Raw genomic sequence first — 12,347 nt, 5'->3', positions numbered from 1 at the left:
CCGTGATTTTGCTGAGACGAATAATAATAGCAGATCAAATGTCAGCCTGCGTAAGCCGGCGGTGTGTTATTTCACCGCAGGCGGATGTCATTTTGTACCGGGGTTATCAGCGCGGAAAAGCTGAACGGCGGATTGTGCATCTGTCCGGTATTACAGTGACGTAAAAAGCGCGATGCCCTGAGCGGCAGCAGATCCGGGCGGCCGTGGCAGCCCAGCGTCTGTAACTGACCGGGCCACTGTTTTGCCGCCAGTTTCAGGTGCTCTGCCGGATCACCGGCGATCAGATTAAAGCCGTATGGCAGCCAGTGTGCCGGTTCAAATTTCCTCTGTAATGTCAGCCCCCAGCCGGACACCGCACTGTAAACCGGCGGCCGGAAATCCGGTGCCAGCACATGACGCAGTGTCAGCTCCCGTGCTTTCACCATCTGCAGTAAACGGATATGCTGCGGTAAACGGGGCAGTTCATCCAGCACCTGTGACAGCGAGCTGTACAGCCGTTCCGCCATCATCGGGCTGTCGAGGAGAATAAAGCGCGGCGAGTTGCTTACTTCCCTGAAGAACAGGCAGGTATCCCACAGGATCAGTTCCGGGGCAGGTAAATCCGAGCCGCTGATCGCCATTGCGCTGATCTTCGGCCCGTTTTCGGTCAGGCGGATATGCGGCGGGGTGATTTTCCGCCAGTGACGGAGAAGGGCATCGCTTCCGGTCACCACCACGGTATCAGTATCACGCAGTAACGCGGTCTCACTCTGCGCCGGATCGGTAAATTCACAGATGATATTGCCTGCACCCGGCTGTCCGCACAGCATCGTGAGCCAGTCGTTGTGGTTGCGGGTTCGGATACGGACAGCGGTACCGGTGATATAAGCAGCGATGACCAGCTCCGCCGCGGTCAGCGGGTTATGGCCGTTATCAATAATCAGCACACGTTCTGCCGCATACCATGGTGTGCCGCTGAGGGCGCGTTCTGCAGCGGTATCAATGGCGCGGGTGTCAGCCAGCCACTGCAGACGCATCTGACAGAATGAGTGTGTGGCCGGGTCGGCGGAAAATACCGGTTTACGGCTGAGTATTGCCGACAGGCGCTCTTTGATGGCGGCAATGCGCGTACTGATAGCGTTTGTCATCCTATTTCATCCCCGCTGAGGCCGTCCCGTGCCGTGATACTGCCCCGGAAATATATCCAGGGCAGCATGCTGCCGCAGGCACAGCCGGTGCCCTGTTCACAGATATCGGTTGTCAGCAGGCGCTGGGCGGGCAGCGGTGTGAGCAGCGGGGTATTCAGCTGTAACAGACCGGTATTGCCTTCCGCTGCCGGATAGCCATTCTCACCAACCAGCGTAAAGCGGGCAAACTGCGGAATATGGAAATACCCTTCCTGACAACTGATGTAATGTAGCGGGTGTGCCGGTGTACGGTAGATTTCACGGATAGTGACGGACGGTGCCAGCAGTGTCTGCGGCAGCTTATCGGTGATGATCCGGCGGTAGCGGCTCTGACCGTGACTGCTCAGTATACGGATATCCCCTTTCAGGGCAAAAGGTGCCGGGCTGTGTTGTGCTAACTGTGCGGCATGATGTGCAGCGGCAAAGAGATACACCGGGTCAGGTTTCTGCGCCCATTCCATCAGTACCGCCCAGGCCAGCACGGTATTCGGCTGACCATCCGCAAAAACAGCGGTAACACACTCTTTTACCGGTGCAAACTGCGTCAGTTCAGGGAACGGCGGGGTGTCGTATTCATTGTGCGGGGAAGACGGCGGTGGTGTCAGCAGCAGGAAACGCGCCGGACGGGTGTCGGTGAGTCCGCTGAGCCGGAGAACAGATGCCATCGTCCGTTTTATGGTTTCCGCGTATTCTGCATGTGTGTGCGTGGCCGGACACCCGCTGCGGAACAATGCTGCAGGGATGACCGGCGCGGGCTCTGCGTTATCCAGCAGGGCATAGGACGGATTATAACGGCAGTGATAATTGTCAGTCTGCTCCATCGCTTTCTGGTAACGGGTCTCCGCTGACGGCGTCAGCGGCGCACAGGGCGACGGGTTATCCGCGAACTGTTCAATCGCACCGGTGTCCGCAGATACCGGCTGTACAATTTCCTTTTGCATCATATCCCCTGATAGTCCTGATAAAAACGGCGGGGTCAGTATATAAGTATTCGTTATGCGATAATTCTTAATTAGGCAAAGAACACACTCAGGAAGATGATGCCGGTCAATCGGTTACCAGTATCCGAGGAGTTTCCACCACAGGCTGCCAACGATAATCCAGATAACCAGGTTGACGATACTCATCACCAGACCGGTTTTCCACCATTCACCGAGTGTGGTGTAACCGGAACCGAAAATAATCGGCGCAGTGCCGGTACCGTAATGCGTCAGTGACATCATCAGCGAGGAGGAAAACGCCAGGGTCAGCCCTAGCAGCATCGGCGGTGCGCCGAGTGCCAGCCCTGCGGCATAAAACGCGGCAAACATGGCGGTGATATGCGCCGTGGTGCTGGCAAAAAAGTAGTGGGAATAGACATAGAACAACACAAGCAGCAGCATCCCGCCGGTCCAGCCGATCCCGAGATGATCAATACCGCCGCCGACCGTCAGGGAGACCCAGGTTATCAGCCCGAGTTTGCCGAGGAACGATGCCATCATCACCAGTGCGGCGAACCAGACTACCGTATCCCATGCCCCTTTATTTTTCAGCACATCATCCCAGCTCAGCACACCGCTGCACAGCAGGGCGGCAAGGCCGATAAAGGCGGCGGTGGTCGGGTTCACATTATGTTCACTGCCGAACAGCCAGCCCGGAACACCGGCCCACAATGCCAGCAGCAGGATAAAGACCGCGAGTGTGATTTTTTCCGGCAGGGAAACCGGGCCGAGTTCGCGGAGCCGCTCACGGGCAAAATCCGGGGCATCCGGGGTGGCAGTGATCTCTGGTTTATACAGAAAATAGATCACCAGCGGCATGGTGATCAGTGAGATCAGTGCCGGTAAAAACGCGGCCACTGCCCACATCGACCAGCTCAGTTCCGCCCCTGTTCCTGCTTCCTGCATAATCAGCGACACAATCAGCGGGTTAGGTGCGGTAGCGGTGATAAACATGGCGGACGTGATAGGGTTGGTATTGTAATTCACCAGCGCCAGATAACGGCCGATTTTCCCGCTGGTGCCGTCATCGGCTTTTGAACCGAAGCTGTCTGCGATAGAGCGCATAATCGGGTGGATGATCCCGCCGCCGCGTGCGGTATTACTGGGCGTAACCGGTGCCAGCACGGTTTCGGCGATCGCCAGGGAATAAGCGATACCCAGCGTTTTCTTCCCGAACAGGGAAATAAAATAATACCCGATACGTGCACCGAGCCCGGTTTTATTCAGGCTGAGGGAGACCATAATAGAGACCCCGATAAGCCAGATAAGCTCATTGGAAAAGCCGCTCAGGGCATCAGCGAGCGCGGCTTTCGCGGAGCCGGGATTGGTCACACCGGTCAGGGCGACAAGGGCTATCGCCACCATGGAGACCGCCCCGATTGGCATTGCTTTACCGATAATCGCGGCAATGGTGCCGACAAACAGTGCAAGCAGATGCCAGGCATTCGGATCAACACCATCGGGTACCGGAACAGCAAACCAGATAATACAGGTAATAAGAACTGCAATTAAGGAAGGAACAGGTTTCAGCGGAGTCAGTTTATTCATAGGTCCGTCCGTGGTAATTGTATTTAACTGCCGGAGGGTGACGTATTTATACTGAGTAATGAAGGTATAGTATATTACAACCGGTAAATAACCGTGCTTTGATTTAGTGACCGTAATCAATATTATGTCAGATGCCGGTTATTTTTATGTAACAGAACATAACCGGCATTAACAGGGAGAAAAGTGAAGGGAATTAAAGTACCGGAATATAATAATCCACACACAGATGCGCCGGCGGATTATCCGTTATCGCTTCAGTACGGGTATATTTTTCAATATCCAGACCCGGACGGCGGCATAATCCGAGTTGTGGTAATGCGTATAAATACACATTGAAGGTAAAGTCCCGGTAATCACGGAATAAGCCGTCAAAATGGAATTTTGCATATTTTCCGCGGTTAATCACCGCCGGTGTTAATGCGTTTTCCTGTACAATAAAGGCCGGGTCATCCACCCCGATATGATAGCCGATAGCAATACAATCCGGTTGATCCGATGTTCTGTCATAGGCGGTGCGGACATAACAGTACGGAAGGTCCGGTGATACCAGACGGATAAAATCCCGCCAGAATGTCGTGCGGATCTCTTCATGCAGATGGCCGATTTCATCCAGCGGTGACTGATAGTGATAGCCCTTTTCCATAACAGGGATCTCGTCCAGCATAATAATGTCCGGCTGCGGCAGCGGCGGCATTTCCAGCTGTACCGGCGGTTGCAGCGTTGTCAGATCCCAGTTGGGGTTACGGCGGTATTCTGTCGGGGTCATATTAAAGACCGCCTTAAAACGCCGGGCAAAAGATTGCTGGGAATCAAACTGATACTTTAGTGCGATATCGCCGATGTTTTGTGTGGTCAGCCGTAATTCGGTGGCGGCTTTTGTCAGACGGCGGCGGCGGATATAGCCTGCCAGCGTCATATCGGTAAACCGTTTAAAAATCCGCTGAAAATACCATTTGGTATAGCCGGAACGTTCAGCCACCACATCCAGTTGCAGTGACTTATCCAGGTTATGCTCAATCCACAAAATAATGTCTTTTATCACGCTGAGATAAAAGGCATTGTCATCCTGTTCTTTATCGGTGACCGGTACGGAATCAACGGATTCCGTGACAGTGTTATCATGTTTAAGCATAAGGATTTCCGTTTATTGGCACCCAAAAAATACTGTGATACGATTACATACTGATAGTATGCAACAGGGCATTTTTACCATGAACACACTGACCAGGCAACAGGAAAATTCAGCACGGACGCGGCAGGCATTACTGATTTCGGCACACGGACTTTTTATTGAAAAAGGCTATCAGTCCGTTTCGATTGATGAAATTGCCCGTGATGCACGGGTCACAAAAGGGGCATTTTATCACCACTTTAAAAGTAAAAGTGACCTGCTGCTGCACTGCTATGAAATACAGTTACAGAAAATCAGTGCTGCTCTGGATAATATTGAACCGCTGGCGGATAAATGGGAAGAGCTGCAGTGTGTTGTCCGCAGTTTTATGAATTATCTGGAACAGCATTACCGGGAGCTGATTCCGGTTCAGGAAGTGATGCCGGTCGCCGGGTGGTATGAATTTGAGGATATTAACCGGCGCTATATCAGCAGCAGGGTGGATAATATTATCAGTCAGCTGAAAGCAGAGCAGACAATTAAAGAGTATGACTCTTATCTGTTATGCAGTCTGATCCACGGTTTTATGATGCATATTACCCTGAATATCAAAAGTCTCGCGGAATTTCCCGGTTTTAAAGATGATTTCACCGAAATTTATAATAACTTCCTGCAGACACTGAAAAAAACATCCTGACGGAATACGTCCGCTGACATGATGTCAGCGGGCGGATAAAAACCGGGTAATGGCAGGAACCAGTTCCGGGTGCAGCGCCAGCGCCGGGTTATTGTAACTGCCGATGGCCGCCGCACAATCAGCAGGGGTCGCTTTCAGAACGTGATTCATGGTTGCTATCTCCGCATACTGATTATCCGGTGCGGTACGGATAAGCCGTTCGCCGTTTTCCGGAGGGATTTGACAGTCATGGCCACCCTGAATAATCAGTCCCGGAACGGTCACTTTTGCCAGTTCTTCTGCCGGATCATACTGCATCCACACCATAAAATAGCGCTGTAATTCCGGGGCAAACAGAATATTGAGAGACGGCGGCACATTCTCCGTGGTTTTCTCTGCTTTCAGCCGGTCGATCACATCGTTGATATAGGTCAGCGCCTCCGGCGGGAATGGCTGAGCACGCATTTGTTTTTTCAGGATAATATCGATGGTATATCCCGCAGGTGAAACCAGGATAATCCCCGCCGGTTTATGCTGCTGTGCCATCAGGGTGGCAAATAACGCCCCTTCGCTGTGACCGAGCAGATACACCGGGGTGTCCGGATAGCGCTTTTGCAGAAACTCAAACCACGCCTGATAATCCCGCAGATAACCGGCAAAGGTGATATCTGCCGGGTTAACGGCTGCCGCACCGGCTCCTGTTCCGGCTTTGTCGGTCCGCAGTGTGATATACCCGGCATCACTCAGGGCATCGCCCAGCATCCGCAGATTATCGGTCTGACTGCCCGGGCTGTTACCGTCACGATCCACCGGGCCGGAACCGGCAATAAACAGGATGACACCTTTCGGTGTGCCGTTTTCCGGCAGTGTCAGTGTGCCGTTAAGGCCGTTTATTTCAGCCGGGATATTTTTCCCTGCGGCAGCCGTTTGCAATGAAATAAAAAGAATCAGCAGGGCGGTAAAACAATGGCGTAAAACAGCAGTCACGGTAATATCCGGTATCATAATATGAATAAAAAAAACATATCACTGAACCGGGGATTGTCATACAGAAATATTGCCGGGGTACACATAATGCGCGGTAACATTACCGGATGACGAATAGTTAAAGATTAATAACGAATTAACATAATCTGCTTTTTTGTAATGACGGGTTTTGTGATAACAATAATGCAGATTGGTGATAATAAAAAAGAAACGTCGGAAAATACATGTTATTCCCCGGCTGTATAAATCATCATTCTGTTATTTTCCTGCTTTGCCTGATTATTGTGTTTTGCTGCCCCGGCGTTTGCCGGTAATTTATCCTATGCCGGGTAAATAAGGATTGATAACATCGGGGCTGTGTTCAGAACAATATGATGAGACCGATGATGAAAACCGCAATAAAACTAAGTGTATTAGGTTCTGCCGTATTATTAATGGCCGCCTGTGACAGTCTGGATCCGGACAGCACGAAAAATGAATTCTGGTACAGCAACCCGACTGACACCACACTGACCTTTAAAGTGGATGACAAAGAATACACCACCGAGCCGGGTACCGCCGCGAAACTGACATTATCACCGGGTATGCACAGCATTGAGAATGCAAAGGGTGAGAAACAGAATTTTATGGTGTATGACAATAACAGCGGCGGCATTATTAATCCGGATAATCACGTCTATTATATGCTGTCTGAGATCTATGCGGTGGAAGGGCAGAGCGATCGCTTTAAACCGGCGCTGTATGATGTCACCATTAACGGCCATGATTTGCAGATGCCGGTGCGCAGCAGCAATGCCAGCCTGATTGACCACAATCTGTTTAATTGCAGTTACCCTGTCGGTACGGCGTTCCCGGCAGAGATTACCACCAGTAACCGCCAGTCTGTCGGCAATATTAAAACCAAGTGTTTTGATAAAGCAGAACTGGTGGCCTATATCGAATCGGATTACGGCGAAAAATTACAGCCGGTTGCGCCGGGTGATGAGCTGAAAGACTCGGTGAATATGACTTTCGATTACACTATTCCGGAGCCGCAGTTCAAAGATGCGGAAACGCAGAAGCAGGCTCTGAAATTAACCGGGCTGCTGAAACAGATTAAAGAATCGGATAATCCGGATATTCATGACGACCTGAAGAAAGAGATCCACCAGACCATGATGGATCTGGTGTCTGCTTCTGCCGGGTCCGCGTCATCCAATACGGTGGCGGAAAATGAATACTACAATACCTTTATCACACAGACCGGTAATTTCAGCAGTTTTGGTATTCAGCCGAAATAAGTGTTTTTAACCGGAGATGTTAAGGGCGGCATGTGATGCCGCCCTTTTTTATTAATTTTTTTAATGAAAAACAATAAAGTGATGATTTTATCAGCAACAAAAAATTAAACAATAAAGAGAGGGACATCAAATAAAAAAAGAGTATGATTTCAGGAGAGCCGTATTTTTCATCTGAAAACCGGCCGGTAGTATAAAAAAACAACATCAATATTAATATGATGTAAATAATGGTTTAAAAATACTTTATTACGTAACATCTGTTACGGAATCCTTTATCTGCAACAAAGTAATGGCGGAATAATGTACGGTCCGCCCGGTAAAATAACACATCACTATGTCAATAGCGGTGTATTTTATTGTTCATTTTGTTAAAGGCAGATGTCAGTTTTGTTCTGAACTCCCTCACTTTCTGCTCATGATTTTTTCTTCGGCTGTCAGGCTCAGAAGAAATTCATCAGATTTTTTAAAGTCTCCGGGGGATTAAGTACATCAGCATTATGGAGATAGTATGAAGTCAAGAAGTTTAACGACCTGGATTGTGGCTGCGTTATTTATCGGGGTGATTGTCGGCTTTGCGCTGAACAAACTGGCCACGCCCGGGTTTAATCAGCAATATTCTGCTGATATCTCAGTGGTGACGGATATTTTCCTGCGACTCATCAAAATGATTATCGCACCGCTGATCATCTCCACGCTGGTAGTGGGTATTGCGAAAATGGGGGATGCGCGGACACTCGGCCGGGTTTTCTCCAAGACGTTGTTTTTGTTTGTCTGCGCTTCTTTTATTTCCATCACACTCGGGCTGGTGATTGTTAACCTGCTTAAACCGGGTGCGGGAATTAACTTTGTGGCACCGGCGGATACGGTGGTGGACAATGTGGCGACCGCCGCATTTTCGGTGAAAAATTTTATCGCCCATCTGATCCCGACCAGTATCGTTGATGCCATGGCCCGTAATGAGATTTTGCAGATCGTTGTTTTCTCTATTTTTATGGGGATAGCGCTTTCCGCAATCGGTGAGAAAGGCAGACCGATTCTGACACTGCTGGAGTCCGTGGTCAGCCTGATGCTGAAACTGACCGGCTATGTCATGTTGTTCGCCCCGCTGACGGTGTTTGCCGCCATTTCCGGTATGATCGCCGAGCGCGGGCTGGTGGTGCTGCTGGAAGCCGGTATTTTTATGGGTGAATTCTACCTGACACTGGCAACATTATGGCTGGTGTTAATCGGTCTGGCGGTTCTGATCACCGGGCGCTGTATTCTGCGGCTGACCAAAGGGATCACCGAACCGGCACTGCTGGCATTTACCACCTCCAGTTCCGAAGCGGCGTTCCCGGGCACACTGAAACAGCTCGAGCAGTTTGGTGTCTCCAATAAAATCGCCAGCTTTGTACTGCCGATTGGCTATTCCTTTAACCTCGTCGGCTCCATGGCATACTGCTCTTTCGCGGTTATCTTTATCGCCCAGGCCTGTAATATTGAGATTTCCATGGGGGATCAGATTACGATGCTGCTGATCCTGATGCTGACATCCAAAGGTATGGCCGGTGTGCCGCGTGCCTCGCTGGTGGTGATTGCCGCCACACTGACACAGTTTAATATTCCGGAAGCCGGGTTAATTTTGCTGATGGGCGTCGATCCGTTCCTCGATATGGGCCGTTCTGCAACCAACGTGATGAGTAACGCCATGGGCGCCGCGATTGTCGGACGCTGGGAAGGCGAGCATTACGGGGAAGGTTGTCACGGAAAACCGCCGGTAACGGTTGTTGATATGGCAGAGCCGGAGTTGCTGAAAAAAGCAGGCTGAAGAACCTATTCTATGTATAAAAAAAACACAGGTGCGGGTTTTCACCTGTGTTTTTTATATCTGACGTTTGTATCTCATGACCCGCTTAACACTTTTACATTTTCATTGATCTGTATTTCCGTATTAAGATCTCATTTTTTATAAAATAAACTTTAGGTTTTTATTTTATAAATTTAATTCAATCATCAAATGTAACGATAATATGTTATTTTATCATTTTAAAATCGTTAATTAATGGTTTATCTGATTGTTTTAACATTGATTTTTTAATTATGTGGCAGTGGTGTGATACCAGTCTGTTCCTTCATGAAATTCACCAACTTCTTCATTTTAATCATTTGTTTTCGTGCACAATAAGCCACCATAATCGGGGCAGATAATTTTATTTTTAAATTGTGAGTCAATAGGTTCTTCATTTTTCTGATTTAATACGAGTGAATATAATGACAAATAAAACTTTTGAGTATCAGGAGCCATTCCCGTTATCGGAAGATAAAACGGACTATTATTTGCTGAGCAGGGAGCATGTTTCCACGGCGACATTTGAAGGTCGTGAGATGCTTAAGGTTGAACCTGAAGCGCTGACGCTGATTGCTCAGCAGGCCGTGCATGATGCTTCCTATTTCCTCCGTCCGGCACATCAGAAACAGGTGGCGCAGATTTTAAGCGATCCTGACGCCAGCGAAAACGACAAATATGTCGCGCTGCAACTGCTGCGCAATGCGGAAATCTCTGCCAAAGGGGTTCTGCCGAACTGTCAGGATACCGGTACCGCGACTATCGTGGCGAAAAAAGGCCAGCAGGTGTGGACCGGCGTCAATGATGCGGAATGCTTATCCCGTGGTATCTACAACACATTTCAGCGTGAGAACCTGCGTTATTCACAGAACGCGGCGCTGGATATGTACACGGAAGTGAATACCGGCACTAACTTACCGGCACAGATTGATATCCTGGCCACCGAAGGCGCGGAATATCACTTCCTGTTTATCAACAAAGGCGGCGGTTCTGCCAACAAAACCGCGCTGTACCAGGAAACCAAAGCGATTCTGGAACATGATCGCCTGAAAGCATTCCTGATCGACAAAATGAAGTATCTCGGCACCACGGCCTGCCCGCCGTACCATATTGCGTTCTGTATCGGCGGTACGTCACCGGAAATGAACCTGAAAACGGTGAAACTGGCCTCCACCAAATATTATGACAACCTGCCGGATACCGGCAACGAGCTGGGCCGTGCTTTCCGCGACCGTGAGCTTGAGCAGGAACTGCTGGAAGCGACCCGTGAATTCGGCTTCGGTGCACAGTTCGGCGGTAAATATTTCGCCCATGATATTCGTGTGATCCGTCTGCCGCGTCACGGCGGTTCCTGCCCGATTGGTCTGGCACTGTCCTGTTCGTCTGACCGTAACATTAAAGGGAAGATCACCAAAGACGGGATCTGGCTGGAGAAACTGGAATACAATCCGGCAAGTTACATTCCGGAATCCATGCGCAAAGAGAATGAAAGCGACATGGTCAGCATCGATCTGAACCGGCCGATGGCAGAAATCCTGAAAGAACTGAGCAAATATCCGGTCTCCACCCGTGTCTCTCTCAGCGGGCCGCTTATCATTGCCCGTGATATCGCGCATATGAAACTGAAAGAGCGTCTGGACAGCGGACAGGGATTACCGCAGTATTTCAAAGATCATATGGTGTATTATGCGGGTCCGGCGAAAAAACCGGAAGACCTGGTCTCCGGCTCCCTCGGTCCGACCACCGGTAACCGGATGGATCCGTATGTGGACTTGTTCCAGTCGCAGGGCGGCAGTATGCTGATGCTGGCAAAAGGAAACCGCAGTCAGGCGGTGACCGATTCCTGTAAAGCACACGGCGGCTTCTATCTGGGCAGCATCGGCGGTTCTGCGGCGATTCTGGCTCAGGAATATGTGAAGAGCCTGGACATTCTGGAATACCCTGAACTGGGTATGGAAGCCGTCTGGAAAATGGAAGTGGAAGGGCTCCCGGCCTTTATCCTGGTGGATGATAAAGGGAACAACTTCTTCGAACAGGTTCAGACGAAAAAATGTGAGAAATGCGTGGCAGGCCAGCCTGCCTGAGCCAACACTTTCCCTGAGGAGTTTGCATGAGCGACGAACGTTATCAACAACGGCAACAGAAACTGAAAGAGCATGTCGACGGGCGCGTTGCCGCGGCTCAGAAGACCGGCGGGGTCCTGATGGTCTTCACCGGTAACGGGAAAGGGAAATCGACAGCGGCCTTTGGTACCGCGACACGCGCCGCCGGACACGGTATGAAAGTCGGTGTGGTGCAGTTTATCAAAGGCCAGTGGGAGTGCGGCGAGCGCAATGTGCTGGAAAAACTGGGGGTTGAATTTCATATTATGGCCACCGGTTTTACCTGGAACACGCAGGATAAAGAAGGCGACACCAAAGCAGCACAGGAAGTATGGCAGTTCGGTAAAGCAATGTTACAGGATCCGTCTTATGACCTCGTGGTGCTGGATGAACTGACTTACATGGTGCGCTATGGCTATATTGATCTGGATGAGATTATCAGTTACCTGAAAAACCGTCCTGAAAATCAGAGCGTAATTATTACCGGCCGGGGATGTCACCGTGATATCACGGATCTGGCAGACACCGTCAGTGAACTGCGTCCGGTTAAACACGCATTTGACAGCGGTATTCAGGCACAGAAAGGGATCGACTGGTAATTCATTTCGTAAATACAATCCTGCTGTCACAATCGCTCCGTTGATACGGGGCGATTTTTTTTGCCGGTAAAGC

The 12,347-nt window shown here is 50.2% G+C and carries 10 protein-coding genes; 5 read left to right on the top strand and 5 right to left on the bottom strand.

What is annotated here, in order from left to right:
* Nucleotides 1-71: 71 nt before the first annotated feature.
* The 4 genes from ACF8OF_RS03120 to ACF8OF_RS03105 all read right to left on the bottom strand — a co-directional run bounded on the left by ACF8OF_RS03120 (nucleotide 72) and on the right by ACF8OF_RS03105 (nucleotide 4,826).
* Nucleotides 72-1,127, bottom strand: coding sequence for a hypothetical protein (locus ACF8OF_RS03120; RefSeq protein WP_392495694.1), 1,056 nt, complete (start codon nucleotides 1,125-1,127; stop codon nucleotides 72-74).
* Nucleotides 1,124-2,110 (bottom strand): hypothetical protein, encoded by a 987-nt coding sequence (locus ACF8OF_RS03115; protein ID WP_349466483.1) that lies wholly within the window; start codon nucleotides 2,108-2,110, stop codon nucleotides 1,124-1,126. The genes ACF8OF_RS03120 and ACF8OF_RS03115 overlap by 4 nt, the downstream gene beginning before the upstream one ends.
* Before the next feature lie 111 nt (nucleotides 2,111-2,221).
* A complete protein-coding gene (locus ACF8OF_RS03110) occupies nucleotides 2,222-3,694 on the bottom strand; it encodes a DASS family sodium-coupled anion symporter (protein WP_025154360.1) in 1,473 nt (490 codons plus the stop codon).
* Between the two features lie 193 nt (nucleotides 3,695-3,887).
* Nucleotides 3,888-4,826: a helix-turn-helix domain-containing protein gene (locus ACF8OF_RS03105; protein ID WP_262861403.1), complete on the bottom strand. Its 939-nt coding sequence runs from the start codon at nucleotides 4,824-4,826 to the stop codon at nucleotides 3,888-3,890.
* Between the two features lie 79 nt (nucleotides 4,827-4,905).
* Here ACF8OF_RS03105 and ACF8OF_RS03100 point away from each other — a divergent pair, with 79 nt between their 5' ends.
* Nucleotides 4,906-5,502: a TetR/AcrR family transcriptional regulator gene (locus tag ACF8OF_RS03100; protein WP_262864387.1), complete on the top strand. Its 597-nt coding sequence runs from the start codon at nucleotides 4,906-4,908 to the stop codon at nucleotides 5,500-5,502.
* 24 nt (nucleotides 5,503-5,526) lie between these two features.
* On the opposite strand, the gene ACF8OF_RS03095 is transcribed toward ACF8OF_RS03100, so the two are convergent.
* Entirely contained in the window at nucleotides 5,527-6,468 is a 942-nt protein-coding gene (locus ACF8OF_RS03095; RefSeq protein WP_262861401.1) for a lysophospholipase, read from the bottom strand.
* 386 nt (nucleotides 6,469-6,854) lie between these two features.
* On the opposite strand from ACF8OF_RS03095, the gene ACF8OF_RS03090 reads away from it, so the two are divergent.
* The 4 genes from ACF8OF_RS03090 (at nucleotide 6,855) to cobO (ending at nucleotide 12,274) form a co-directional block, all read left to right on the top strand.
* Nucleotides 6,855-7,748 carry a hypothetical protein gene (locus ACF8OF_RS03090; protein ID WP_262883823.1) on the top strand — a complete coding sequence of 298 codons (894 nt, stop codon included), beginning with the start codon at nucleotides 6,855-6,857 and terminating at the stop codon, nucleotides 7,746-7,748.
* 508 nt (nucleotides 7,749-8,256) lie between these two features.
* Nucleotides 8,257-9,555, top strand: a complete 1,299-nt coding sequence (locus tag ACF8OF_RS03085; protein ID WP_279796119.1) for a dicarboxylate/amino acid:cation symporter — start codon at nucleotides 8,257-8,259, stop codon at nucleotides 9,553-9,555.
* Nucleotides 9,556-9,998: 443 nt separating this feature from the next.
* Complete coding sequence (locus ACF8OF_RS03080) at nucleotides 9,999-11,657, top strand: fumarate hydratase (protein WP_025154353.1); 1,659 nt, start codon at nucleotides 9,999-10,001, stop codon at nucleotides 11,655-11,657.
* Between the two features lie 26 nt (nucleotides 11,658-11,683).
* Nucleotides 11,684-12,274 carry a cob(I)yrinic acid a,c-diamide adenosyltransferase gene (cobO, locus tag ACF8OF_RS03075; RefSeq protein WP_024472838.1) on the top strand — a complete coding sequence of 197 codons (591 nt, stop codon included), beginning with the start codon at nucleotides 11,684-11,686 and terminating at the stop codon, nucleotides 12,272-12,274.
* Nucleotides 12,275-12,347 lie beyond the last annotated feature (73 nt).

The organism is Morganella sp. TYF_1 (assembly GCF_043105645.1).
Classification (GTDB): Bacteria; Pseudomonadota; Gammaproteobacteria; order Enterobacterales; family Enterobacteriaceae; genus Morganella; species Morganella morganii_B.
This window is presented reverse-complemented; position numbering and strand designations above follow the sequence as displayed.